We start from the raw sequence: 25080 nt of genomic DNA on the forward strand, positions 1-25080 counted from the left end.
CGCCTCCGCCGACGGCACCGACAACGCCTTCCGCTTTGCCCGCTCGCTGGCCGCCGCCGGCTTCGCCATCACCAGCGGCCTGGCGCTGGGCGTGGACGCCGCCGCCCACCGGGGCGCCCTGGCCGCGGGCGGCACCACCGTGGCGGTGCTCGGCAACGGCCCGGACCGGATCTACCCGCCCCACCACCGCAAGCTGGCGCAGCAGATCATCGAAGGGGGCGGTGTTCTGGTCACCGAGTTCGCCCCCGGCAGCCAGCCGCGCAGGGAGTACTTTCCGGCGCGTAACCGGATTATCAGCGGCCTCAGCTTCGGCACCATCGTGGTGGAAGCGGCGCTGCGCAGCGGCTCGCTGATCACCGCCCGCACCGCCGCCGAGCAGGGCCGCGAGGTGTTCGCCATTCCCGGCTCGCTGCACAACCCGCTCAGCAAGGGCTGCCACCGGCTGCTGCGCGACGGCGCCAACTGGCTGGAGAGCGTCGACGATGTGCTGCACGCCTTCGGCGACTTCCGCCGCACCCTGGAGGACAGCCCGGCGCTGTCGGCGGCCCGCCGCCCGGACGACACCCAGGGTCTGCTGGCGCACTTCACCACCGGCATCAACGGCCTGGACGATCTCGCCAGCCGCAGCGGCCTGCCGATGACCGAACTGGCGGAACAGCTCGCCGACCTGGAGCTGGAAGGCAGGATCAAGCGGGTCGCCGGCGGCTACAGCCGCCATCGCGGGCTTGCCTGACCGTCCGGGCTTGGGTACCTTCGCGGCCAGTAACCACACGAGGAACGGTGATGACCCCGCAAACAACGGCGTCCGGCCAGCATCTGCTCAGTGCCGCGCACATTATTCGCGCCGGCGGAGTGATCGCCTACCCCACCGAGACCGTCTACGGCCTGGGCTGCGACCCCTTTGATGAGGACGCGGTGCGGCGGCTGCTGGCGATCAAACAGCGGCCGGTGGAGAAAGGCCTGATTCTGGTCGCCTCGGACCTGGACCAGCTCGACGGCCTGGTGCACCTGGACGACGCCCAGCGGGAACGGCTGCGCCAGGCCTGGCCGGCGCCGGTGACCTACCTGCTGGATGCCACCGAGCGGGTGCCGGCGTGGATTCGCGGCGTCCACCCCAAGGTGGCGGTGCGGGTCAGCGCCCACCCGCTGGCGCGGGCGCTGGCGGCGGCGGTGGGCACGCCGATCGTGTCCACCAGCGCCAACCGGGCCGGGCGGCCGCCCGGGCGCAACCGGTTCCAGGTCGGCAAGGCGCTGGGTGGCGATCTGGATTTTATCGTCACCGGCGATTGCGACCCGCGCGGCAAGCCGTCCACCATCATTGATCTGCAAAGCGGCCGTACCCTGCGAGACTGACATGAATGACGTATCCCCCCAGGCGGTGAAGGACTATCTGCTCGATCTGCAGGACCGCATCTGCGCGGAACTGGAGAGCGAGGACGGCCAGGGCCGCTTCGAGGAAGACGCCTGGGACCGGGCGGAAGGCGGCGGTGGCCGCAGCCGCGTGCTCACCGAGGGCGCGGTGATCGAGAAAGGCGGGGTCAATTTCTCCCATGTGTTCGGCGAGCGGATGCCGCCCTCCGCCACCGCCCACCGGCCGGAGCTGGCCGGGCGTTCGTTCCAGGCCATGGGCGTGTCGCTGGTGATCCACCCGCACAACCCCTATGTGCCCACCAGCCACGCCAATGTGCGCTTCTTCGTCGCGGAAAAAGAAGGCGAAGCGCCGGTGTGGTGGTTCGGCGGCGGCTTCGACCTGACCCCCTTTTACGGCTTCGAGGAAGACGCGGTGGCCTGGCACCGGGCCGCCCGGGACGCCTGCGCGCCGTTCGGCGACGACCTCTACGCGGAGTTCAAGCGCTGGTGCGACGACTACTTCTATATCAAACACCGCGACGAGCCGCGCGGCGTGGGCGGGCTGTTTTTCGATGACTTCAACCGCCTCGACTTCGAGCACAGCTTCGCGCTGATGCGCAGCATCGGCGACGGCTTTATCGGCGCCTACCGGCCGATCATGGCGCGCCGCAAGGCGCTGCCCTATGGCCAGCGCGAGCGCGACTTCCAGCTCTATCGCCGCGGCCGCTATGTGGAATTCAACCTGGTCTACGACCGGGGCACCCTGTTCGGCCTGCAGTCCGGCGGCCGCACCGAGTCGATCCTGATGTCGCTGCCGCCGCTGGTGCGCTGGGACTACGACTGGCGGCCGGAGCCCGGTTCGCCGGAAGCCGAGCTGCATGAGAAATTCCTGATCCACCGGGAGTGGCTATGAGCGACCGTTACGCGGTATTCGGCAATCCGGTGAGCCACAGCCGTTCGCCGGACATCCACCACGCCTTCGCCGCCCAGCGCGGCGAGGACCTGGTCTATGAGCGCATCGAAGCGCCGGTGGACGGCTTCCCGGCGGCGGTGGCGGCGTTCTTCGACGCCGGCGGACGCGGCGCCAACGTCACCGTGCCGTTCAAGGAGCAGGCCTTCGACCTGTGCGAGCGGCTCACCGAGCGGGCCCGCCAGGCCGGCGCCGTGAACACCCTGTGGCGGGTCGACGGCGCCCTGCACGGCGACAACACCGACGGCGCCGGCCTGGTGGCCGACCTGCGCGGCAACCAGGGCTGGGCCCTGGCGGGCCGCCGGGTGCTGGTGCTCGGCGCCGGTGGCGCGGTGCGCGGCGTGCTCGGCCCGCTGCTGGCCCAGGGCCCGGCGGAGGTGGTAATCGCCAACCGCACCCTGGGCCGCGCGGAAGCGCTGGTGGAGCGCTTCGCCGGCCAGGGCGTGCCGATGCACGCCGCCGCCCTGGACCAGCTGCAACAACCGTTCGACGTGCTGATCAATGCGATCTCCGCCGGGCTGCACGGCGACATGCCGGCGCTTGATCCGGCCCTGGTGGCGCCGGGGTCGGTGGCCTACGACATGGTGTACGGCGCCCAGCCCACCCCGTTCATGCGCTGGGCGCAACGCCATGAGGTGGCGGCGGTGTGCGACGGTCTGGGCATGCTGGTGGAGCAGGCGGCGGAAGCCTTCCAGGTGTGGCGCGGCTGGCGCCCGGATACCGCGCCGGTGCTGGCCGGGCTGCGCGGCGCCTGAGTGACCCCAGGCGCCATTTTACAAACTTTGTCGCGTTGCGGCTGGCGGTGCTGGCCGAAACCCGCTGAAATATTCGCCAATTGCCGCCCCTGCCTGGGCTGGCCTTTTTGTCTTTTATGCGCTGAGGAAAACTCATGTTTTTGCCACGCTTGGTGGTATTGCTTGCCGCGAGTCTTGTCTGTGGTCTGGTTCAGGCCAACACCTTCGGTTTTTCCTGGGATAACGACGCTTTCCTGGGCCAGGACAAAAACTACACCAACGGCGTCCGTTTCAGCTGGGTCGGTGACGGTCAGTCGGATTGCCAGGCCAACGGCGGCCTGACCTGTGGCGTGGCCCGGGCGCTGGACCCGCTGCCGGGGGTGTCGGCCTCCGATGAGCGGCACGCGCTCACCGTCAGCCTGCAGCAGATCATGCTCACGCCGTCCGACATCAAACGGACGACGCCGGATTACAACGACCTGCCCTATGTGGGTTATTCCAACCTGGAACTGGGTCTGTTCAGCTGGGACAAGAAGAACCTGTTCGGCTACGGCGTGCGCGCCGGCATCGTCGGGCCGGATTCCGGTGCCGAGCAGTCGCAGAAGTTCGTGCATAAGGTGGTCGGCGCCAACGAGCCCCAGGGCTGGGACGACCAGCTCGGTCACGACGGCATCGGCGGCGTTTATTTCCTGCATGCGCACCGTCTGTTCCGTACCACCAACGACGCCGGCTACCAGACCGAACTGGGCGCCGCCTGGGGCATCGACGCCAACAACTTCGACGGCGGCGCCCAGGTCGGCGGCTTTATCCGCTTCGGCCGCAACCTGCCCGGCAACTTCATTCCCGACTACGCCGGCCTCGGCACCGCCGGCTCGCTGGTGGGCCTGTTTGATAACCCGGGGTTCGGCTGGGAAGTGTTCTTCGGTTTGAGCGGTCAGTACGTGGGCTATTCCTACCTGGAAGAGAACGCCGGCCGCTATAACATCGAGGCCCGCGACGCCGTCGGCGCGGTGATCACCGGCTTCGGGGTGCGCTCCGGCGAGTTCAGCTTCACCATGACGGTGCAGACCTCCACCTCGCCGGTGCGGGATAACAACGACCCGCTGAGCTTCGGCAACATGTCCTTTATGTGGGCCATCTAAGCCTCGTCCAGGTACTGGTCCTTCAGCTTCACATAGTTGCCGGCCACATAGGGCAGGAACTCGATTTCCTTGGCGGTGAGCTCGCGCACGGCCCGCGCCGGCCGGCCCCGGTACAGCCAGCCGGAGGCCAGCCGTTTGCCGGGGCTGACCAGGCTGCCGGCGGCCCGCATCACGTCACTTTCCACCACCGCGCCGTCCATGATCATGGTCTGCATGCCGATCATCACCCGGTCGCCGATGGTGCAGCCGTGCAGCATCGCCTGATGGCCCACGGTGACGTCGTCGCCCAGGGTCAGCGGGAAGCCGCCGGGGTTGAAGGCGGAGTCGTGGGTGATGTGCAGCACGGCGTTATCCTGCACACTGGTACGGGCGCCGATAACGATGCGGTGCATGTCGCCGCGCACCACGGCGCCGGGCCATACGGAGCTGTCGTCGCCGAGGGCCACCTCGCCGATCACGGTGGAGGCCGGGTCGACGAAAACCCGTTCACCCTGGCTTGGCACCTTGTTCTGGAAGCTTCGAATCCCCATCTCACACCCATTCATCAAGACGAATCAGACCCGTTATAACGAGAGGCACCATGAGTCACAACCCGCTGATTGATTACCCGGACCTGCCGCCCTTCTCCGAAATCCGCCCGGAGCATGTGAAACCGGCGGTGGAACAGTTGGTGGAAGCGGGCCGCGAGCGCATCCGTAAGGTGCTGGCCGACGGTGACTTCAGCTACCGGGCTCTGGAATTGACCCTGGCCGAGGAAGACGAGCGCCTGGAAAAGGCGTTCGGCCCGGTGGGGCATCTGAATGCCGTGGCCCAGGACGAAGCGCTGCGCGAAGCGTACAACGCCTGCCTGCCGCTGATCAGCGAGTACAGCACCGAAGTGGGCCAGAACAGCGCGCTGTTCGCCGCCTACCAGGCGCTGCGCGACAGCGACGAATTCAACACCCTGACACCGGCCCAGCAGAAAGACATCGACAACACGCTGCGCGACTTCCGCCTCTCCGGCGTGGCCCTGCCCGAAGCGCAGAAGGCGCAATACATGGAGAACGCCAAGCGGCTGTCGGAGCTGACCACCCGCTTCGAGAACAACCTGCTGGACGCCACCCAGGCCTGGAAGAAGCACGTTACCGATGAAGCGGAACTGGCCGGGCTGCCGGATACCGCCCTGGCCGGCGCCGCCGACCGCGCCCGCGCCGAGGGCCTGGAACAGGGCTGGCTGCTGACCCTCGACTTCCCGGTGTTCTTCGCGGTGATGAGCCACGCCGAGAACCGCGCCCTGCGTGAAGAGATGTACCGGGCCTTCACCACCCGCGCTTCCGACCAGGGCCCGCACGCCGGCGAGTACGACAACGGCGCGGTGATGGACGAGATCCTCAAGCTGCGCCACGAGCAGGCCAACCTGCTCGGTTTCGCCAACTACGCGGATAAATCCCTGGCCACCAAGATGGCCCGCGACGTGGAGGAAGTGATCGGCTTCCTCGACGACCTGGCCCGCCGCGCCAAACCCCAGGCGGAACGGGAAGTGGCGGCCTTGAAGGCGTTCGCCGCCGAGCAGGGCGCCGACGACCTGCAGCCCTGGGACCTGGGCTACTGGAGCGAGCGCCTGCGCGAGGCCCGCTACGATCTTTCCGACGAAGCGCTGCGCCCCTGGTTCCCGGCGGAGAAAGTGATCGACGGCATGTTCCAGGTGGTCGGCAAGCTGTTCGGCATTCGTTTCCGCCAGCGTGACGACGTGGACACCTGGCACCCGGACGTGCGCTTCTTTGAACTGGTGGACGACGACGGCAGCGTGCGCGCCGCTTTCTACCTCGACATGTACGCACGCAACGGCAAGCGCGGCGGGGCCTGGATGGACGACGCCCGGGTGCGCCGCCGCCGTCTGGACGGCGAACTGCAGACCCCGGTCGCCTACCTGACCTGCAACTTCGCGCCGCCGGCCGGCGGCAAGCCCGGCCTGCTCACCCACGACGAAGTGGTCACCCTGTTCCACGAGTTCGGCCATGGGCTGCACCACATGCTCACCGAGCAGGAAGTGGCCGGCATCTCCGGTATTAACGGCGTGGCCTGGGACGCGGTGGAGCTGCCCAGCCAGTTCCTGGAAAACTGGTGCTGGACCGAAGAGGGCCTGGCGCTGATTTCCGGCCACTACGAAACCGGCGAACCGCTGCCCCGGGAAACCCTGGACAAGATGCTCGCCGCCAAGAACTTCCAGAGCGCCATGGGCATGATGCGCCAACTGGAATTCTCGCTGTTCGACATGCGCCTGCACGCGGAGTACCGCGAAGGCCTGAATATCCAGCAGGTGCTGGATGAAGTGCGAGAGCAGGTGTCGGTGATCAAGCCGCCGGCCTTCAACCGCTTCCAGAACGGTTTCGGGCACATCTTCGCCGGCGGCTACGCGGCCGGTTACTACAGCTACAAGTGGGCAGAAGTGCTCTCCTGTGACGCCTATGCCCGCTTCGAGGAGGAAGGCCCGTTCAACGAAGCCACCGGTCGCGACTTCCGCGAAAAGATCCTCGCCCGCGGCGGCAGCCGCGAACCGATGGAACTGTTCGTGGATTTCCGCGGCCGCGAACCCAGTGTCGAGCCGTTGCTTCGCCACAGCGGCATCGAAGGTTAGCTATTATGGTTAAACGTCAGTTCATCGCCGGGGCGACCTGCCCCGGCTGCGGCGCCATGGACCGTATCCAGCGCTGCAGTGACGACGACAGTACCTGGATGGAATGTGTCGCCTGCGGGCTGGTCCGCGACCTGGACCAGCCACCCGCGGCGGCGGACGCCACCGACGCCAATGAGCAGACGGTGACGCTAAAGCCCCGGCGTTAGGTATCAGTAACGCCAGCCCGGTGAGCTCAAGTAGGCGTAGACGAACACCGCGGCGGCGACCAGGAATACCACCATCATCACGGTGGCGATGATGCCGAAAATCATGCCCGCGATGGCGGTGCCCCTCCCGCCGGGGTCACGCTCGCCCCGGTCCATGGCTTTCAGCTCCAGCACCCCCAATACCCAGGCGACCACCCCCAGCGGCGAGAACAGCAGCATGCTGATCAGGCCCAGCGTCAGTACCAGGGTGCCGCGATGCGGCTGCACCGCTTCCCCGGTCCGTGTCGCTTCGGCGGCCGGCACCGCCGGCCGGTAGGGTTCGCGCTCAACGAAAGCGGCGGCCAGCAGCAGCCCCAGAGTGGTCGCGCCGAACACGAAATAACCCGCCGACACAATCATCGAATAGGCTTCCCAGGACAGTAGCCCGTTGCCGCTGAGCGGCACCAGAAAATGATTGGTCACCACCTGAAACAAGGCCTGAAGCAGTAACACCACGCTGGCGAGTATCACCAGCAGGGACGCTTTGCGCGCCCGGCTTCTGAAGACGATGCCCAGCACCAGGCCGACAATGGCCGGTATAACAACGGGCAGAAGGTTGATGATGGTGCTCAGATATTGCGGCATGCGGCCCCCTGATAATCAAAGGCGGCCACGTTAGCGTTGTCGGCGGTGATTGTCCCGGCCGGCGGTCACAGTTCCGCGGCGGCCGATTCCCACCCGATGCAAAAGAAGGTAAAGCGGTGTGATTGGGGGTCGGCAAGCCCGCCCCGCAGGGCGCACTATGATTTTCCCACCGTGATTCTCATGGTGAGCGAAACCGATGAGAAAGGAGTTCTCTCATGTCCGACGATAAGGTAACCAAAGTACTTAACGCCTTGATTGAAACCTGCCGGGACGGCGAAGAAGGTTTTCGCACTTGCGCCGAACAAATGGAAAAACCCGAACTGCAACAGATTTGCAGAGACCGCGCCCAGAGCTGCGCCACGGCGGCCCAGGAGCTGCAAGAACTGGTGCGCGCCCAGGGCGGCGATCCGGAAGACAGCACCAGCGTGGCCGGCACGCTGCACCGCCGCTGGGTGGATCTGAAAGCGAAGCTGATGGACCGCACCGACGAAACCGTGCTTAACGAATGCGAACGCGGTGAGGATGTGGCCAAGCACAACTACCAGAAGGCGCTCGATGAAGAGCTGCCGGAGACGGTGCGTGCCGTGGTGGAAAAGCAGTACCTGGGTGTGAAGGAAAACCACGACAAGATAAAAGCACTGCGTGACGCTGAACGCGCCAAGGCGTGAGCCCGTTTTGCTGATAACCCGAGGCAATAAAAAACCCGGCGAAGGCCGGGTTTTTTATTGTCGGGCCGCTCTCAAGGCCGGCGCGCCGCGTCCGGTTATTTCTCGACGAAGGCGCGCTCGATCACGTACTCGTGCATGTGACCGCCACGGGATTCGCGGAAGCCCCAGTCATCCAGAATGTTGGTGAAGTCCTTCAGCATGGCGGGGCTGCCGCACAGCATGAAACGGTCTTCTTCCAGATTGGGCTTGGGCAGCTCCAGATCGTCGAACAGCTTGCCGCTGGTCATCAGATCGGTGAGCCGGCCCTTGTTGCGGTACGGCTCGCGGGTCACCGTCGGATAGTAGAGCAGCTGGTTGCGGATAATGTCGCCGAAGAATTCGTTGTCCGGCAGCTCGTTCTCGATCACGTCCCGGTAAGCCAATTCCGAGGTGTAGCGCACCCCGTGGGTGAGGATCACCTGGTCGAACTGCTCGTAAATCTCCGGATCCTTGATGATGCTCAGGAACGGGGCCAGGCCGGTGCCGGTGGAGAGCAACCACAGGCGCTTTCCGGGCAGCAGGTGGTCCGCCACCAGGGTGCCGGTGGGCTTGCGGCTCACATAGATCTTGTCACCGGGCTGAATCTTCTGCAGCCGCGAGGTGAGCGGGCCGTCCGGCACCTTGATGCTGAAGAACTCCAGCTCTTCCTCATAGTTGGCGCTGGCGATGGAATAAGCGCGCAGCAGCGGACGGCCGCCATCCTGCTCCAGGCCGATCATGGTGAAATGACCGTTCTTGAAGCGGAAGCCGGGATCGCGACTGGTGGTGAAACTGAACAGGGTTTCATTCCAGTGGCGAACGCTGGTGACGGTTTCAGTATTCAAGTTTGACATATGCTAATACGCTTTTATTCCGAAATATCCAGTTGGTGAGAATATAATCACCCGGGAGATATCGGTAAAATGGGTTATCCCGATATTTGATATCGATTATACCGATGAGACCGCTATGCGCTACACCCTCCGCCAGCTCGAGGTGTTCCTCGCCACCGCGCACTTCGAAAACGTCAGCCGCGCCGCGGATCACCTCAGCATGTCCCAGTCCGCCGCCTCCGGGGCGCTCAAGGAGCTTGAGTCGCAGTTCGAGATCAAGCTGTTCGAGCGCGCCGGCAAGCGCCTGCGCCTCAACGAGCTGGGCCGCCAGCTGTGGCCCCGGGCCGAGGCCCTGCTGGGCCAGGCCCGTGATCTGGAGGCCGGGCTGCTGGCCCATCAGGAGCTGGGGCAGCTTAATGTGGGGGCGACCCTGACCATCGGCAACTACCTGGCGGTGAGTATTATGGCCCGTTATATGGCCGAACAGCCCGGCGCCCGGGTGCAACTGGAGGTGGCCAACACCCGCGCCATCGTCGACCGGGTGCTGGGGTTCGATCTGGATTTGGGGCTGATCGAGGGGGAAATGAACCACCGCGACCTGGAGCTGCTGCCCTGGCGTGAGGACGAGCTGGTGGTGTTCTGCGCCCCGGACCACCCCCTGGCCGGCAAGCCGCGCCTGGACGACCATGATTTGAAAGCCGCCACCTGGATCGTCCGCGAGTCCGGCTCCGGCACGCGGCAGACCTTTGAGCGCGGCATGCACGGCATCCTGCCGGATCTCAACCTGCTGCTGGAGCTGGAGCACACCGAGGCGATCAAGCGGGCGGTGGAAACCGGCCTGGGCATCAGCTGCCTGTCGCGGGTGTCACTGCGCGAGGCCTTCCGGCGCGGGTCGCTGGTGCCCCTGGCGGTGCCGCACCGGGATTTCAGCCGCGAGTTCTATTTCGTGCTGCACCGGCAAAAGTACCGCAGCCCGGGGGTGGAGCGCTGGCTGCAACTGTGCCGGGAATCCCGCGATCAGGGCTGAGGGCTACTGGCCGCCGTCCGGCCGGTATTCTTCGCGGATCACCCCTTCCAGGTCTTTCCACGGCAGCGTCAGGGTGGGCTGGCCCATCACATAGGGGGCGATGGAATAGACGTCGTAATGCAGCACCAGGCCCTTGCGGGTGAGCCGGAAGTCGCTGCTCTCCTGGAACGGCCAGGCCTGGCGGAAGTCCTCGTCGGAATCCACTTCCTTTTCCAGCCAGCGTTCGTGGGCGCGGCGCGCGGCCGCTTCGAAGGCGTCTTCCTGGCCCGGATTAATTACCTGCCCCAGGGACACCGGGCGGTGCGCGGCCAGATCCCAGTTCAGCCAGCGTGTCACCGGCAGGCCATGGGCACCGCCGGTGAATTCGTAGCTGTCGATGGCCACCGTCAGCAGGTCCTTCCAGCGGCCCAGCTGGCGGCTTTCACCGCTGAGCTCCCAGCCCCGGGCGCCGTCGCCGGGAATCCCGGCGGCGGTGGTGAGAAAGCGGTCGGCGGCCTCTTCCAGGGTTTTCGGCGGGGCCCCCTGGTCCTCGCCGTTACCGCTCAGCTGCCGGATCATGCGGCGGCGCACCGCCTGGTTCAGCTCCGGGTGGCCTTCGTAGAGCTTCAGGTCCACGGCCACTTTGGCGCAGTCGTCGCCGCTGCAGTTGTCGGCGCGGCGGCGCAGGGTTTCCTCGCGGGTTTCCAGCTTGCCCTCGGGCGCCGCCGTTGCCGGCGGCTCGCTCTGCTGCGCGGCGCCGTTATCGGCCGGAGCCGGCTGCTTCTCGCCTTCGGGTTGCTCCGGGCCGTTGTCACAGGCGCTCAGGGCCAGCAGCGCGGCCAGCGCGCCGGCTCGTAACCAGGGGGATAATACGTTGCAGCGGCGTTCCGGCATGACAGCTTCCTGAGTGAGTGGCGGGTCCGTCGTGGACAGCCACCGAGCATGCCCTGATTGCCCGTTACCGGGCAACCCGGGAAGCCGTGCCGAAACCGTTTTCAGTCCACTTTTTCGAAATAGCCGAGCAGGCGCAGGGCGGCGATCTTGTCGCCGTCGATATCCAGGTCGTCGCCGGCCAGGGCGGTCACCGCGCTGCGGTTGCCGGCGGCGATCGCCTTCCAGACCGGTTCGCGGGTGTGCAGCACCGCCACGGTGTCTTCCGCCAGGCCCGGGCGCACCTGGGCCACGCCCCGGCGGATTTCCAGGGTGAAGCGTCGGTCGCTGTCGGCGAACTGGAAGCCGAGCTTCTCGTGCACATCGAGGGTGTCTTCCGCCTTCAGGAAGGCCGGCATGGCGGCCAGGAAGTTGTCGATCGGCAGGGTGTCGAGAAAGCCTTCCGGTGGCTCGGTGCGGAAGCCGGGGTTCAGACCGTCCGCTTCTTCCCGGGCGGCGGTGAAGTAGTAGTTGCGGGCGTTGGGGTTGGCTTCCACCTCGCCCAGCCGGCGCAGGGCTTCGGCGCGCAGCTGATTGACCGCGTCGTCGTCCGGGCGCAGCGCGCGCAGGTGGTCGCTGAGGCTGAGCGCCCACTGGGCGTCGCCCTGCTCCAGGGCGGCGCGGGCCTTGTCCGCCAGGGCCTGCTCGCCGCCGGCCAGCTCGGCCATGTGGCGCGCCTGTTGCTCGCCGGGCAGCGGCTGCAGGGTGCTGGGGTTACCGTCGAACCAGCCCAGGTAGCCGTCGAACACCGAGCGCACCGACCAGCTCACCTTGCCGTAGAACTCCTGCAGCCAGGGGCTTTCCGCCAGATGCGGCGGCAGCTGCACGCGCTCGACGATCTGATCGGGGGTCAGGCCCTTGTTCATGTGGCGCAGGGTCTGGTCGTGCACGTACTGGATCGCGTCGCGGTAATCGGTGAGGGTGTCGTGGATGCGCTCGCGGCCGATAAGCGGACGGGTGTGGCTGGGCACCAGGAACTCGGCGTCCAGGGCGCGGATCTTGTCCAGGCTGGCGGCCCACTTCTGCACGTCCCGGTAATAGGTGCCGCGGATGGTGTAGAGGTTGGGGAAGGTCTGATAGATGTTGTCGCCGCTGAGCACCACTTTCTTCTCCGGCAGCCATACGAACAGCTGGTCCTCGGTCTCGCCGGGGGCGTGCACCAGTTCCAGCTTGATGCCGGCGATGGTGGTTTCCAGGCGCTCATCCACGGTGTGGTCCGGCGGCAGGGCGAACAGCGTGCTCTCTTCGCTGACGCCCAGATGGGGGCCGATGCCGTCGTTGATGCGCTCGCCCTCGGGCAGATGGTGGCCGAACATGCGCATGGAGCGCGTGGTGATGATCGGCCGGATCTGATTCACCACCCGGTTGATGTAATAGCCGGTGCTCTGGTGGGCGTACACCGGCACCTCGCCGGGGGCGGCGAAGGCCCGCGCGCCGAACACATGGTCGGCGTGGTTGTGGGTGTAGATGATCGCCGCGATCGGCTTGTCGGTGATCTCGCGGAAGGCGGCCAGCACCGCTTCCCCTTCCGCCACCGTTTCCATGGTGTCGACGATAATGATGCCGTCGTCGCCTTCCAGCATAATGGAATTGGCGAGGCCGAAGCCCACCGCCACGTGAACGCCGTCGGTGACTTCCACCACCTCTTTCTCGAACAGCTTGCTGTGTTCGCGCAGCGCGTCGGGGGCCGGGGTGGCCCGAGGTTCGGGGGCGGAGCTGTCGCCGCAGGCGGCCAGGGCGGCCGCGCCGACCGCCATAACAAAAAACAGAACCGGGTATCGCATGGAATCTTGTCCTTATTCTGAGAGTGCCAGGCAGGCTAGCGCCGCCGGGCCGGGCCACCAAGGTGGCAAGCGGCCACCGGCTGGTGGCCGCTGACCATGGCGCCGTTCACCGCCACCACCGTGGCCGCCTGGCCGCTGGCTGTGCTCGACACCCTGGCGCGCCGGGGCCTGGACGGCGACCTGGCGCTGCGTGAAGCGGGCCTGGAGCGCGCCTGGCTGACCGCCAACCCCGGTGGCCGGGTGACCGTGGCGGCGATGGGCCGGCTGTGGGCCGCCGCCGAGCGGCTCAGCGGTGACCCGGCCATCGGCTTGTACGTGGGCCTGGCGGCGCAGCCCATGCACCTGCGGATACTCGGCCTGCTGGTGCAGACCGCCCCGAGCCTGGACCACGTGATCGACTTCGCGGTGCGCTTTCAGGCGCTGGTCTCCAACAGCGTCACGGTGTCCCGGGTGCACCGGCCCGGCGCCGAGGGCCTGGCGATCCGGCTGCTGGACGGCACGCCGGTGCACCCCTGCGCCCTGGACGCCTTTATCGCCGCCCATGTCCAGCACCTGCTCCGGGTGGCGCCGGCCGGCGCGGTCACCGAGGTGGCGCTGCGCCGTTCCGAGCCGGCTGACCCGCGCCCCTGGCAAGCCAGGCTGTGCCGACAGGTGGTGTTCGGCGCCGACGCCGACGTGGTCTGGCACGACCGGGCGCGGCTGCACACGCCCCTGCCCCTGGGCGACGACGGCCTCTCCCGGCAGCACCAGCAACTGGCCGAGCAGGCGCTGGCGGAGCTCGACCGCTCGCCGCCGCTGGTCCAGACCCTGCGCGGCCTGCTGCGGGTGCGCCCCGGCGGGCCGCCCACCCTGGGCGAGCTGGCGGCGGCGGTGAACCTGAGTGAGCGCTCGCTGCGCCGCCATCTGGCCGAAGCCGGCAGCGGCTACCGCCGTCTTATCGAGGAGCACAGCGCCGAGCGGGCCGCCGCCCTGCTGCGCAGCAGCGAGCGCTCGGTGGCGGAGGTGGCCGACCAGCTGGGGTTCTCCGACGCCAGCAATTTCAGCAAGGCCTTCAAGCGCTGGTACGGCGTCAGCCCGGACCGCTTCCGGCAGCGCTGACGCCCGGTTTTCAGAGCTGACGCCCTGTTTTGCACAATTTTTCCCCGCTCTGCCTTGCCAGCGGCAATACTGCCTCCATGTACACGGGTAACTCGAAAAAATCATGGAGCGAATAACGATGCGACAGTCATTGCTTCTGGCGGCGACCCTGATGATGGTCACCACCGCCACCAGCTGGGCACAGAGCACCACCGAGGGAACGCCCAACATCAAGCAGCCGGATCAGGAAAACGTCTCCGCGCAGATGCGTGACACCTGGGAGGCCTTCAAGAACTTCTCCGTGGAGCAGAAGAACGAAGCGGTGGAGATGGCCCGCCGGGCGCTGGCCAACCTGGATGAGGAAATTGATGAAGCTCAGAAAGAGATCGATCGGGGCTGGCAGAACCTGTCCCAGGAAGCGCGCCTGGAAAAGCAGGAAACCCTCAGCGAGTTGAAGGACGAGCGCGAGGAACTGCAGGCTGAATATCAGGAACTGCAGGCCGCCAGTGACGACAACTGGGAAGAAGCCAAGCGCCGCTTCGGTAGCGCCTGGCAGTCCACCAAGCAGGCCTGGCGCGACCTGACCGCCCCGAATCCCGACACCGAATAGTCTGACAATGCCCTGTGGGAGCGGGCCCGGCCCGCTCCCACAAGTCAGACATCGGCGAAATGCTCGCCGCCGCGCAACCAGCGGCGCAGCAGCCGCTCCACCCGGTCGGGGTATTGAGCCAGCAAGGCGGAGGCCACCTCGCGGGCGGGCGCCATCAGCGCCTCGTCGCGTACCAGGTCGGCGATGCGGAACGCCAGGTCGCCGGTCTGGCGGGTGCCGAGCCACTCGCCGGGGCCGCGTAATTTCAGGTCTTCCTCGGCGATCACGAAGCCGTCACTGGTGTCGCGCATCACCGCCAGGCGCTTCTTGGCGGTGAACGACAGTGGCGTCTGATAGAGCAGCAGGCAGTAGCTCTGCTCGCCGCCGCGCCCCACGCGGCCGCGCAGCTGGTGCAATTGCGCCAGCCCCAGCCGTTCCGCGTTTTCCATCACCATCAGGGTAGCGTTGGGCACGTCCACGCCCACCTCGATCACGGTGGTGGCTACAAGCAGCTGCGCTTCGCCGCTGGAAAAACGGGCCATCCGCTCGGCTTTCTCCTTGGCTTTCATGCGCCCGTGCACCAGTTCCACGGTGAGTTCCGGCAGCGCGTCCTGCAGGGTTTCGAAGGTGGCTTCGGCGGCCTGGGCCTGCAGTTCGTCGGATTCCTCGATCAGGGTGCACACCCAGTAGGCCTGCGTGCCCTCCTGGCAGGCGGCGCGGATGCGCGCCACCACGTCGTCACGGCGCGAGGTGGGCAGCGCCAGGGTCTGGATCGGCTTGCGGCCGGGCGGCATTTCGTCGATCACCGAGGTGTCCAGGTCACCGTACACGCTCATCGCCAGGGTGCGCGGAATCGGCGTGGCGGTGAGCGTGAGCTGGTGTGGCACCTGGTTGCCGAAGCGACCTTTTTCGCGCAACGCCAGACGCTGCTGCACGCCGAAACGGTGCTGCTCGTCGATGATGATCAGGCCCAGGCGGTGGAACACCACCGCGTCCTGGAACAGGGCGTGGGTGCCGACCACCAGGGCGCCGCGGCCTTCCGCCAGGGCCGCCAGGGTCTCCCGGCGCGCCTTGGCGCCGACGCTGCCGGCCAGCCAGTGCACTTCAATGCCCAGCGGCGCCAGCCAGTGGCGGAAGTTGGCCAGATGCTGCTCGGCGAGCAGTTCCGTGGGCGCCATCAACGCCACCTGGTAGCCGGATTCGATCGCCACCAGGGCGGCGGCGGCGGCCACCAGGGTTTTGCCGGAGCCCACGTCCCCCTGGATCAGGCGCAGCATCGGGTGCTGGCGGGCCAGGTCGGCGCGGATCTCCCCGATCACCCTCTGCTGGGCGCCGGTGAGCTGGAACGGCAGCGCCTGGAGCAGCTTGCCGGTGAGGGCCTCGCCGCTCAGCACCGGCGCCGACAGCGCCTTCTGGCCGGCCCGTTTGGCCAGCATGCCCAACTGATGGGCGACCATCTCTTCCATCACCAGGCGCTTCACCGCCGGGTGATTGCCGTCCAGCAGCAGGTCCACCGGGTCGTCCGGTTGCGGGTGATGCAGCTTGGTGAGGGCCTGGGCCAGGCCGGGCAGGCCGCTCTGATCCAGCAGTTGCCGGGGGATCAGCTCTTCCGGCGCATGGGTCTGTAGCCACTGCAGGCCCTGGGCGGCGAGATTGCGCAGCAGCTTCTGGCTGACTCCCTCGGTGGTCGGGTAGACCGGCGTCAGGGCTTTTTCCAGCGGTGGGATATCCGGGCCGGACTGGTATTCCGGATGGTAGAACTCCAGGCCGGCGGCGCCGGGGCGGGGCTCGCCGTAGACGCGGATGCGGCGGCCTTTTTCCAGCGCGTTCTTCTGCGCCGCGCTGAAGTGATAAAAGCGCAGCGCCACCAGGCCGGTGCCGTCGGCCACCTTGCACAGCAGCGAGCGGCGTTTGCCGAACACCACGTCGGCGGCCATCACCTCGCCTTCGATCACCACGCCCTGTTCCGGGCGCAGGCTGCCGATGGGGGTGATGCGGGTGCGGTCTTCGTAGCGGAACGGCAGATGGAAGAGCACATCTTCCAGGGTCGCCAGCCCGAGCCGGGCCAGCCGTTCCGCCGCCCGGGGGCCGACACCCTTAAGACGGGTAATGTCGATCGTCTCCAGGGCGGCGGGCGGGCTCATATCAAGCGGCGAGGCCCTCGCGCGGCACCGCGTGGCGCAGCACTTCGATGGCTTTGGGGCGCGGGAAGCTGTCGCGCCACACCAGGGCGATGGTGCGCGAAGGCACCGGCGCCGCGAACGGCCGCACCGCGAAGGTGCTCTTGTCGTAGCCGTGCTGGTAGAGCGCGGAGTTCGGCAACACGGTGATGCCAAGACCGGACGCCACCATGTGACGAAGGGTTTCCAGCGAGCCGCCTTCGATCTGCACCAGGTTGCGCTGGCGCTCGGAATCAATCGCCGGGCACAGTTCCAGCACCTGGTCGCGGAAGCAGTGGCCTTCGCCGAGCAGCAGCAGGGTCTCGTCGAGCATCTGCTCCGGGCGAATCTGCTTCTGCTTGGTCCAGGGGTGGTCGCCGGGCAGCAGCACCGAGAAGGATTCCTCGTACATCTGCGCACGCACCAGACCACCGCCGGAGAACGGCAGCGCCACGATAATGGCGTCCAGCTCGCCCCGGTCGAGCTTGCCGCGCAGCACATGGGTGTAGTTTTCTTCGATGAACAGCGGCATGTCCGGCGCTTCCGCCCGCACCCGCGGTATCATGGTGGGGAACAGGTACGGCGCCACGGTGAAGATGGCGCCCACCCGCAGCGGCGAGCCCAGCTGGTCGCGCTGGCTCATGGCCATCTGCTCGAGCAGGTCGGCCTGCTCCAGCACCCGCTGGGCCTGGGCGATGATCGGCTCCGCCTGGGGCGTGACCACCACCTCCCGGGGGCGCCGTTCGAACAATGGCATGCCGAGCTGCTCTTCCAGCTTCTTGATCGCCGCGCTCAGCGTCGGCTGGCTGACGTTGCAGACCTGGGCGGCGTGGCCGAAATGACGTTCCCGGGCCAGTGCGACCAGATAGCGTAGTTCTGTTAGTGTCATAAGCGTAAAAACTTTTTTCGATGATAGGCCATTGTGCCGGACTCAAAGACTATGAGCCATATTCTAATTGCCGGTCTTGGCGACCTGGGCCGCGGCCTGGCGGAAAACCTGCTGGCCGCCGGCCACCGCGTCAGCGGCATACGCCGGGGCAGCGACGCCCCCAGCGGCGTGGACCTGTACAGCCAGGACCTGCTCGACGGCGCCCGCCTGCTGCCGCCGGACCGGGTCGACCTGCTGGTGATCATCATGACCCCCAGTGAGTACTCCGAGGAAGGGTACCTGAAAGCCTATGTGCGCGCGCCGCTCAATCTGCTCGACGCGCTGGCCGAACAGCAGCCCCTGCCGCCGATTCTGTTCGTCTCCAGCAGCGCCGTGTTCGGTGACCTGGAAGGCGACGTGGACGAGACCACGTCGCCGGCGCCGACCCGCTATAACGGCAAGGTGGTGCTGGCCGCCGAGCAGGAGATCAGCACTCGGGGCCTGACCACGGTGGTACGGTTCAGCGGCATTTACGGCCCCGGCCGCAACCGCCTGCTGACCAAGGTGGCGCGCATGGCGGGCGGCGAAGAGCCGCTGCCGGAAGCGAAATGGAGCAACCGCATCCACCGCGACGACTGCGTCGGCCTGCTCGGCAATCTGGTGGGGCGCTGGCTGTCCGGCGAGACGGTGCCGCCGCTGGTGGTGGGCACCGACAACAGCCCGGCCAGCAACCTGGACGTGTACCAGTGGCTGGCGCGGCAGCAGGGCCTGTCGCTGCCGGTGCCGGAGGCCAAGCCAAGCGGCAAGCGCGTCTACAGCCGCTTTATCGCCGACGGCGGCTACACCCTCCGCTACCCCGACTTCCGCGCGGGCTACGCCACGCTCTTGTAGGAGCGGGCCCGCTCCCACAAGGCGAATGGCCAAGCACAAAAAAGCCGGGCAAGGGCCCGGCCTGTGTCGAGGAGGTGTCGGCGTGATCAGGCCACGCGCTGGTACTGGGTGCTGCAGGAGGACACCGCGGACTGGATGCGCTCGTCGCCTTTGCCTTTGCTGGCGATGTCGGACAGCGAGATCACGCCCACCAGGCTTTTGCTGTCCCGGTCGTCCAGCACGATCAAACGCTGCACCTGCTGCTCCTGCATGTTGGCGGCCACGTCGGCGACGTCGTCGTCCTGGAAGCAGTACAGCACCAGACCGGTCATGCAATCCTTCACCGGCGTGTCCGGGCCTTTGCTTTCCGACAGGGCGCGGATCACCAGGTCCCGGTCGGTGGTGATGCCCACCAGGCGGTCGTGCTCCGCGATCGGCAGCACGCCCACATGGAGGTCGCGCATCATTTTGGCGGCGTCTTCCACGCTGGCATCGGTATTCAGGGTGCGGGGGGATTCGCTCATTACGTCCTGTACATTCATAGCCATAACTCCTTCTATTGCGACTGCTTTGCTGCAAATGCCTTTCGGCCGGCGCCGCGAATCCTTGCCGGCGCCGGAATTCAGCATCACAAACGGTGCCGCCGGTGGGCAAATCCCTATGAGAACGATTGCTGATAATCACCCCTTGTTCATGCCGGGGGCTTATAAGGGGACGGATTCACCGGCACTGGGCCTCGCCGCCCGGCTGCGGTATTGTTGGCGCCTTCGCCCGGCTTCCGGCGGCTCCAGGCCGTTGGTCCCCTTGTGCCGGGCGGTGGAATCGGTAGAGTGTGCGCCCTTGAAAGTGGCCTCCGCACGGGAGTGAAGCAATGACGGTATCGGTAGCGGTTGTAATGGGGTCCCAGTCCGACTGGGAGACCATGAAAGAGGCTTGCGACGCCCTCACCCAGTTCGGCGTGAGCTGGAAGGCGGAGGTGGTGTCCGCCCACCGTACCCCGCAACGCATGTACGACTTCGCCAAGAGCGCGGCGGATCAGGGTTACAAGGTGATCATCGCCGGCGCCGGCGGCGCCGCCCACCTGCCCGGCATGATCGCCGCCATGACGCCGCTGCCGGTGCTGGGCGTGCCGGTGCAGAGCCGCTCGTTGTCCGGCCTGGACAGCCTGCTGTCGATCGTGCAGATGCCCAAGGGCGTGGCCGTGGGCACCCTGGCCATCGGTTCCGCCGGCGCCTACAACGCCGGCCTGCTGGCGGCGCAGATGCTGGGCAGCGACGACCCGGCCCTGCAGAAACGGATCGCCGACTGGAAAGCGGCCCGCGCCGATCAGGTGCTGGCGGACGCGGAACTGGGTCAGGGGTAAGCGCGGCATGAATCGTGTACTGGTACTCGGCGGTGGCCAGCTCGGCCTGATGATGGCGGAGGCCGCCGCCCGCCTGGGCCTGGTGGTGGACCGTTACGACCCGGAGCGCGCCCTGCTGCTGCCCGGCACCTCCGATCTGGCGGTGCCGATCACCTGGGAAGAGTGCCTGGAGCGCTACCCGGTGGTCACCGTGGAGCGCGAGGCGTTCCCCGACAGCGGCCTGTCCGCGCGGCTGGCGGCCAGTGACCGCTGCGTGGCGCGCGGCGCCCTGGCGGTGATCCCGGACCGCTACACGCAGAAATCGATGCTCGATGAATTGGGCATCGCCACCGCCCCCTGGCGCAACCTGGACCGGGTCGAGGATCTGGCGGACGCCGCCGCCGAGTTCGGCGGGGTGGTGGTGAAGGCGCGCAGCGGCGGCTACGACGGCCGCGGCACCTGGATCGTCGGCGACGGCGGCGACCTGTCCGCGGTGCCGGCGGAGGAGCTGGCCGGGCGCGCCATCGTCGAGAAGAAGATTCCGTTCCGTCGCGAGCTGTCCATCGTCGGCGCCCGCAACCCGGCCGGCGAGACCCTGTTCTACCCGCTCACCCGCAACTGGCACGTGGACGGCATCCTGCGCCTGAGCCTGGCGCCGGCCAACGCCAGCGCCGCGCTGCAGCCGGAGGCGGAGAACATCCTGCGGCGAATCATGGAAAAGCTGGATTACGCCGGCGTCATGGCGGTGGAGTTCTTCGAGGAAGACGGCCGCCTGCTGGTCAACGAGATCGCGCCCCGGGTGCACAACTCCGGCCACTGGACCCACGAGGGCGCCGACTGGTCGCAGTTCGATCTGCACGTGCACGCCCTGGCCGGCGTACCGCTGCACTCTCTCAACGTGCACGGCCCCAGCGCCATGGTGAACCTGATCGGCACGCCCTTTGATCAGGCCTGGCTGCAGCACCCGGGCGTGGTGCACTGGTACGGCAAGAGCGTGCGCCCGGGCCGCAAGGTGGGCCACGCCAACCTTGTGGCGCCGACCCTGGAAGGTCTGCGCAAAGGCCTGAATGCCTGGGCCGACGTGCTGCCGGAAGGCTTCGAGGCGATCCTCGACTCGGAGCTGGCGCTGGACTGAAGGTCCTCACCCACCCTGGCCGTAAAGAAAACGCCCCGCGAATGCGGGGCGTTGTCGTTCAGGGCTTCGGAAAAGCCTTACGGGGGAGTGGTGCAGGCCGGCACGCCGGAACGGTCGGTGGTGGTGAACTGGCAGCCGAAGTCATCGGCGGCCACCGTGGCCGGGTCCAGGAAGTCGTCGCCGGCCGGTTTGATGGAATTCTGCTCCCACTCAATCATGTCCTCGAAGGCGTCGATCTGTTCCTGTGAGGTGTAATCACAGTGCCCAGGCGAACGGATGGCGCGCTGTACCAGCCACTCATCGCTGCCGTTGGCTTCCGCGCGTTCGCGGTAGATCTGGCCGTGACGGAAGGGCACGTAAAAGTCGCCCAGCCCCTGCAGGCTGACCACCGGAATGTTGAATTCCCCGTTGATCACCGGAATCCAGCGCAGACCGTCGTTGCGCAGGCCGTTGGCGGACGGATTACTCTCCACGCGCAGAATCGTGTCGTTGAAGGCCTGCTCCTCGGTGCTGGGCGGCGGGAAGTTGTCGAACTGGTAGGTAACGCCGGCGTTGCCGGTCAGGTCCCGGGCCAGAATGCCGTTAACGGTGCCGTCGCGGCCGCCGGTACCCATCACCACATGCCAGTAATAGGTGGTGAAACCGATGTCGGCCACCGGGCGTTCGCCGCCGGAGAGATTCCGCATCAGCGCCTGGAACTGTTCCCCCTCGGCGGTGGGGATGCCGAGGGAGCCAGGATTCGCCGGCGGTGACGGCGGGATAGGCGGCACTGCCCAGATTACTGCGTTGATGGCGTTGGCATCGAAGTTGGTGGCCGGAATACCGGTCAGCGGCGGTGCGTCGGGGTTTTTCATATGCGCGAAGTGCTGTGCGGCCATGGTCGCCTGGGTGAGATATTCAAACTCGAAGGTGTCACCCACCACGCCGCACATGGGCACGGCGCCGTGGTACTGCACCGGGTTGTTGGCGGTGGCCAGGGTCTCGTCCTCGATGGCGGCGGCGGTGACATGGCCGCCCATGGAGTGGCCCATGATGTAGAGGCGGTCCGGGTCGGCGAGGCCGGTGATGTCGGTGAACGCCAGCGCCAGTTCGTTGGTGTCCTCGACGCCGGTGCGCACGTCGTAGAAGTTGGTGGAATAGCTGGACGCGGCCCAGGCGTAGCCGTTATCCAGCAGCCACTGGCGAATGCTCGGGTTGCCGACGGTGAGTTCGGAACCCTCGCCCCGGTAGCCGTGGGCGTACATCACCAGGTGGCCGTTCCAGGCGGCCGGAACCTCAATGCGGTAGCTGGCGCCGTTGGGGCGGATACCGGACCACTGTTCGGCGTCATCGTGGCCGGTGACGCCGCCTTCCGCGTCGAAGTCGGCGGCCTGGGTTTCGCTGGCGGTGAAGGTGCGGGTGTCCTGGACGCGCGTCGGTTGCGACGGCTCGGCGACGCCGGAGCTGCTGCTCTCCCTGTTTTATTGGAATTGTGGGTCTTTTCTTGTTGTTGTTTCACTATGCGAAATAGCCTTCTAAAAGAAAGCAGCGGTTAATATCCGCCCGGCTATAAAAGACTGTCAATACGAGGAAAGGACTGGCGAAGGGATTTGAGAGGTGGCCGTGAAGGCGCCTTGTGGGCGCTTGCCGGGTGGCTGAAAGCCACCCTTTCGCGGGCTGGGCCCGCTCCCACGGGGCCCAGCCCAAACCATCAGGGTTAGAAGTCGACGCGCTGGAGCACCAGGTCGGTGACCTGGACGGTGCCGGCGGGGGTCTGGTCGAAGGCCAGCTCGATGGCGTTGAGGTTGGTGAAATCGACGCCTTCGAACGCGGTCAGCGGAATGTCCACGGCGTTGAGCGTGGTCTTCTGCGAACCGTGGTTGGTCTCGTCGTAGAATTCCCGGCCCGGCGGGTAGAACAGGCTTTCGGTGTAGTCGCTGGCCAGGGCGGACACGCGGTTGCCGTCCATGTCTTCGAGGATCACCTGGAAATCCTGGCCGGCGGTGTTGTCGGCGTCGCCGTGGGACACGCCCACGCGCACCGACAGCACCTGGTAGTCGACAGCGTTCACGCCCAGCAATTCGGAGCGGTAGGTGGCCGCGGTGTCCCAGGCCATGAACAGCTGTTCGGCGATATTGAAGGTGGGGGTGGCCACGTCGCAGCCCTCGCCGGGCCGGCCGTTGGTCTGGCAGATGCCGAACGAGGAGAAGCCGTCGAAGCGCACCGCGCCGCCCAGGTTGTTGGTGGTCAGGCTGGCCGGGTCCAGGGTGTCGTCGATCACCAGGCGGTCCGCCGCCGGGGCGTGGATGCTCAGCAGATAACGGTCGTCGCAGGGGCCGGTGCCGTCCGGGCAGGTGTTGCCGGGCACCGAGGTCTGGCCGTTCCAGTAGGCGCCGAACTCTTCTTCGCCGCCGATGAAGTAGCGGAAGAACGAAGCGATGAAGAACAGGCCCTGGGCCTGCTGCACTTCCGGCGTGTCGCGGCCGTTACCGGCGGCGTTCTCGCCGCACCAGGGGTCGTCGCCGTCGCTGTCGAGGATGGTCCAGTCGTCGGGGCGGGTGTCAGTGGTCCAGACCGTGTTGTAGTAGTTGTGGTTGGCGCCCATGGGAATCAGCTGGAACTTGGGATAGGGGTCGTTATCCACGGCGTAGCGGCTGGTGTCGTAGGCGAAGTTGCCCATCAGATCCTCCACGTCGCCGTCGCAGTAGCCGGCCAGGGCCAGGAAGGTGACGTTGCTGACCGTCTGGGTGTTGTAGTCGGTGGGCGCCAGCGAGAACACCGCGGTGATGTTGTGCGGCTCGGGCTGGTTGCGGTTGTAGATCACGGTCTGATTCACGCCTTCACCGCCGCGGGAGTGGCCCATGATGCCGATTTCGCTCATGTCCAGTTTGCCGGTCAGCATGTCCAGGCTGTTGCCGCCGGAGGCGTTGATGGTGCGGAATTCGTCCAGGTGACGGACCACCAGCATGGACCGGGCGAGTGCCCCGGTGTCGCCGTTGCTGGGGCCGCTGTCGTTATCGTTGATGTCGTTGGCGTCCACGGAAATCACCGCGTAGCCGTGGCTGGCCAGATTGCGGGAGATGTACTCGTAACCCCGGTAGCTGGGGATCGGGTTGGCGCAATCGTCGTCGTCGATCCCCCAGCCGTCGTAGCAGGTGCCGTGGCGGCCGTGCAGGAAAAGCACCACCGGGAAGGGGCCGGTCTGACCCTCGGGGTACTGGATGTAGCCGTGGATGTCGGTGTCGTAGCTGTCCCCGTTTTTGTTGTCCATGACGGTCATGCGGCCGAAGTTATATTCCTCTTCGGCGACGGTGAACGGACCGGCGGTGGAGGGGTCCGCTGCCACGCCGGTGCTTACGGCGTCCGGGGTGGTCTTGGCGTCGGGTGTGTCTTCCACGTAGGAGGATGAAGAGTCGCCTCCGCAGCCGGCAAGGAACAGAAAGGCCGACAGGAAGACCAGACCCAGCCCGTTTCCGGGCAGAGAACGAAAGGTGCTGCTCATAATGTTTTCCCCTTGAAGGTAAGGCGGCAAGTGTCCAATCAGGACGGGCGTACTCAGGCAAGTTGAGTGCCACCGGCCTCGCGGGAAGGCATTTGAGTTTACTTAATTGATGTAAAAGTGATTGTTTTTATAGGGGTATTTTTAATTGTAAAAAGCGTTGGGAGAGTGAAGATCAGGTGATGAAAGCGTCCGTTGCGGGACGATCCGTACCGTTCCAGGCACAAAAAAAGGGCGCCGGTGGGGCGCCCTCTGGCGTCGTTTTGGTGCGCGGCGCCGGTCAGGCGATATCCATCACCGCGTCCATTTCCACCTCGGCGCCCTTGGGCAGGGCGGCCACGCCGATGGCGGCACGGGCCGGGTAGGGCTCCTGGAAGTATTCTTTCATGATCTCGTTGACCAGATTGAAATGGCTCAGGTCGGTGAGAAAGATGTTCAGTTTGACGATGTCGTGCAGGGCGCCCCCGGCCGCGTCACAGACCGCGCTGAGGTTATCGAAGACACGCCGTACCTGGGCGTCCATGCCGCCGCCGACCAGTTCCATGGTGGCCGGGTCCAGCGGGATCTGGCCGGACAGGTAGACGGTGGAGCCGGCCTTGATGGCCTGGGAGTACGGACCGATGGCGGCGGGCGCCCGGTCGGTTTTGATCACGGAACGATTGGACATGCTGCTGTTTCCT

General features: G+C 66.5%; 25 protein-coding genes. 14 read left to right on the forward strand and 11 right to left on the reverse strand.

Going from position 1 to position 25080, the window contains the following annotated elements:
* The 5 genes from dprA to ISO4_RS10600 form a co-directional block, all read left to right on the forward strand.
* The coding region (gene dprA, locus ISO4_RS10580) for a DNA-processing protein DprA (RefSeq protein ID WP_194856180.1) at window positions 1-733 on the forward strand (733 nt) is incomplete at its 5' end.
* Between the two features lie 50 nt (window positions 734-783).
* Window positions 784-1353 (forward strand): L-threonylcarbamoyladenylate synthase, encoded by a 570-nt coding sequence (locus ISO4_RS10585; RefSeq protein ID WP_194856181.1) that lies wholly within the window; start codon window positions 784-786, stop codon window positions 1351-1353.
* Between the two features lies 1 nt (window position 1354).
* Window positions 1355-2263 carry an oxygen-dependent coproporphyrinogen oxidase gene (gene hemF / locus ISO4_RS10590; RefSeq protein ID WP_194856182.1) on the forward strand — a complete coding sequence of 303 codons (909 nt, stop codon included), beginning with the start codon at window positions 1355-1357 and terminating at the stop codon, window positions 2261-2263.
* Complete coding sequence (gene aroE, locus ISO4_RS10595) at window positions 2260-3075, forward strand: shikimate dehydrogenase (protein WP_194856183.1); 816 nt, start codon at window positions 2260-2262, stop codon at window positions 3073-3075. The genes hemF and aroE overlap by 4 nt, the downstream gene beginning before the upstream one ends.
* Before the next feature lie 134 nt (window positions 3076-3209).
* Entirely contained in the window at window positions 3210-4196 is a 987-nt protein-coding gene (locus tag ISO4_RS10600; protein WP_194856184.1) for a lipid A deacylase LpxR family protein, read from the forward strand.
* On the opposite strand, the gene ISO4_RS10605 is transcribed toward ISO4_RS10600, so the two are convergent.
* Complete coding sequence (locus ISO4_RS10605) at window positions 4193-4726, reverse strand: gamma carbonic anhydrase family protein (protein ID WP_194856185.1); 534 nt, start codon at window positions 4724-4726, stop codon at window positions 4193-4195. The genes ISO4_RS10600 and ISO4_RS10605 overlap by 4 nt on opposite strands.
* A gap of 50 nt (window positions 4727-4776) precedes the next feature.
* On the opposite strand from ISO4_RS10605, the gene prlC reads away from it, so the two are divergent.
* On the forward strand, window positions 4777-6813 hold the full coding sequence (gene prlC, locus ISO4_RS10610; RefSeq protein ID WP_194856186.1) for an oligopeptidase A: 2037 nt from the start codon (window positions 4777-4779) through the stop codon (window positions 6811-6813).
* 5 nt (window positions 6814-6818) lie between these two features.
* On the forward strand, window positions 6819-7019 hold the full coding sequence (locus ISO4_RS10615) for a YheV family putative metal-binding protein (protein WP_142947866.1): 201 nt from the start codon (window positions 6819-6821) through the stop codon (window positions 7017-7019).
* Window positions 7020-7022: 3 nt separating this feature from the next.
* Here the strand turns inward: ISO4_RS10615 and ISO4_RS10620 are convergent, their stop codons facing one another.
* The gene (locus ISO4_RS10620; protein ID WP_194856187.1) at window positions 7023-7643 is read right to left on the reverse strand and encodes a DUF4190 domain-containing protein; all 621 of its coding nucleotides are present in this window, start codon (window positions 7641-7643) and stop codon (window positions 7023-7025) included.
* Between the two features lie 215 nt (window positions 7644-7858).
* Here ISO4_RS10620 and ISO4_RS10625 point away from each other — a divergent pair, with 215 nt between their 5' ends.
* Window positions 7859-8311, forward strand: coding sequence for a PA2169 family four-helix-bundle protein (locus ISO4_RS10625; protein ID WP_194856188.1), 453 nt, complete (start codon window positions 7859-7861; stop codon window positions 8309-8311).
* A gap of 95 nt (window positions 8312-8406) precedes the next feature.
* Here ISO4_RS10625 and ISO4_RS10630 read toward each other — a convergent pair whose 3' ends face one another.
* A complete protein-coding gene (locus ISO4_RS10630) occupies window positions 8407-9183 on the reverse strand; it encodes a ferredoxin--NADP reductase (RefSeq protein WP_142947863.1) in 777 nt (258 codons plus the stop codon).
* 115 nt (window positions 9184-9298) lie between these two features.
* Here ISO4_RS10630 and ISO4_RS10635 point away from each other — a divergent pair, with 115 nt between their 5' ends.
* Window positions 9299-10189 carry a LysR family transcriptional regulator gene (locus ISO4_RS10635; protein ID WP_142947862.1) on the forward strand — a complete coding sequence of 297 codons (891 nt, stop codon included), beginning with the start codon at window positions 9299-9301 and terminating at the stop codon, window positions 10187-10189.
* 3 nt (window positions 10190-10192) lie between these two features.
* Here ISO4_RS10635 and ISO4_RS10640 read toward each other — a convergent pair whose 3' ends face one another.
* The gene (locus ISO4_RS10640) at window positions 10193-11062 is read right to left on the reverse strand and encodes an RsiV family protein (RefSeq protein ID WP_194856189.1); all 870 of its coding nucleotides are present in this window, start codon (window positions 11060-11062) and stop codon (window positions 10193-10195) included.
* Window positions 11063-11163: 101 nt separating this feature from the next.
* Window positions 11164-12882, reverse strand: a complete 1719-nt coding sequence (locus tag ISO4_RS10645; protein ID WP_194856190.1) for an alkyl sulfatase dimerization domain-containing protein — start codon at window positions 12880-12882, stop codon at window positions 11164-11166.
* Window positions 12883-12978: 96 nt separating this feature from the next.
* Here ISO4_RS10645 and ISO4_RS10650 point away from each other — a divergent pair, with 96 nt between their 5' ends.
* A complete protein-coding gene (locus tag ISO4_RS10650; RefSeq protein ID WP_194856191.1) occupies window positions 12979-13980 on the forward strand; it encodes a helix-turn-helix transcriptional regulator in 1002 nt (333 codons plus the stop codon).
* Window positions 13981-14098: 118 nt separating this feature from the next.
* Window positions 14099-14569, forward strand: a complete 471-nt coding sequence (locus tag ISO4_RS10655; RefSeq protein WP_194856192.1) for a sll1863 family stress response protein — start codon at window positions 14099-14101, stop codon at window positions 14567-14569.
* A 44-nt stretch (window positions 14570-14613) separates the two neighbouring features.
* Here the strand turns inward: ISO4_RS10655 and recG are convergent, their stop codons facing one another.
* Window positions 14614-16692: an ATP-dependent DNA helicase RecG gene (gene recG / locus ISO4_RS10660; protein ID WP_194856193.1), complete on the reverse strand. Its 2079-nt coding sequence runs from the start codon at window positions 16690-16692 to the stop codon at window positions 14614-14616.
* Between the two features lies 1 nt (window position 16693).
* Window positions 16694-17596, reverse strand: coding sequence for a hydrogen peroxide-inducible genes activator (locus ISO4_RS10665; RefSeq protein WP_194856194.1), 903 nt, complete (start codon window positions 17594-17596; stop codon window positions 16694-16696).
* Between the two features lie 51 nt (window positions 17597-17647).
* Here ISO4_RS10665 and ISO4_RS10670 point away from each other — a divergent pair, with 51 nt between their 5' ends.
* Window positions 17648-18466, forward strand: coding sequence for an NAD-dependent epimerase/dehydratase family protein (locus tag ISO4_RS10670; protein WP_194856195.1), 819 nt, complete (start codon window positions 17648-17650; stop codon window positions 18464-18466).
* Window positions 18467-18552: 86 nt separating this feature from the next.
* Here ISO4_RS10670 and ISO4_RS10675 read toward each other — a convergent pair whose 3' ends face one another.
* Complete coding sequence (locus tag ISO4_RS10675; protein ID WP_194856196.1) at window positions 18553-18987, reverse strand: CBS domain-containing protein; 435 nt, start codon at window positions 18985-18987, stop codon at window positions 18553-18555.
* Between the two features lie 329 nt (window positions 18988-19316).
* On the opposite strand from ISO4_RS10675, the gene purE reads away from it, so the two are divergent.
* Both purE and ISO4_RS10685 read left to right on the forward strand, forming a co-directional pair.
* Window positions 19317-19808 carry a 5-(carboxyamino)imidazole ribonucleotide mutase gene (gene purE / locus ISO4_RS10680; RefSeq protein ID WP_067610214.1) on the forward strand — a complete coding sequence of 164 codons (492 nt, stop codon included), beginning with the start codon at window positions 19317-19319 and terminating at the stop codon, window positions 19806-19808.
* A 7-nt stretch (window positions 19809-19815) separates the two neighbouring features.
* On the forward strand, window positions 19816-20922 hold the full coding sequence (locus ISO4_RS10685) for a 5-(carboxyamino)imidazole ribonucleotide synthase (RefSeq protein ID WP_142947853.1): 1107 nt from the start codon (window positions 19816-19818) through the stop codon (window positions 20920-20922).
* Window positions 20923-20999: 77 nt separating this feature from the next.
* Here ISO4_RS10685 and ISO4_RS10690 read toward each other — a convergent pair whose 3' ends face one another.
* The 3 genes from ISO4_RS10690 to ISO4_RS10700 form a co-directional block, all read right to left on the reverse strand.
* Window positions 21000-22169 carry an alpha/beta hydrolase family protein gene (locus ISO4_RS10690; RefSeq protein ID WP_194856197.1) on the reverse strand — a complete coding sequence of 390 codons (1170 nt, stop codon included), beginning with the start codon at window positions 22167-22169 and terminating at the stop codon, window positions 21000-21002.
* A gap of 449 nt (window positions 22170-22618) precedes the next feature.
* The gene (locus ISO4_RS10695) at window positions 22619-24403 is read right to left on the reverse strand and encodes an alpha/beta hydrolase (protein WP_194856198.1); all 1785 of its coding nucleotides are present in this window, start codon (window positions 24401-24403) and stop codon (window positions 22619-22621) included.
* Window positions 24404-24680: 277 nt separating this feature from the next.
* Window positions 24681-25067 carry a RidA family protein gene (locus ISO4_RS10700; RefSeq protein WP_142947850.1) on the reverse strand — a complete coding sequence of 129 codons (387 nt, stop codon included), beginning with the start codon at window positions 25065-25067 and terminating at the stop codon, window positions 24681-24683.
* Between the last annotated feature and the right edge of the window lie 13 nt (window positions 25068-25080).

The organism is Alloalcanivorax venustensis ISO4, from assembly GCF_015356855.1.
GTDB lineage: Bacteria > Pseudomonadota > Gammaproteobacteria > Pseudomonadales > Alcanivoracaceae > Alloalcanivorax > Alloalcanivorax venustensis.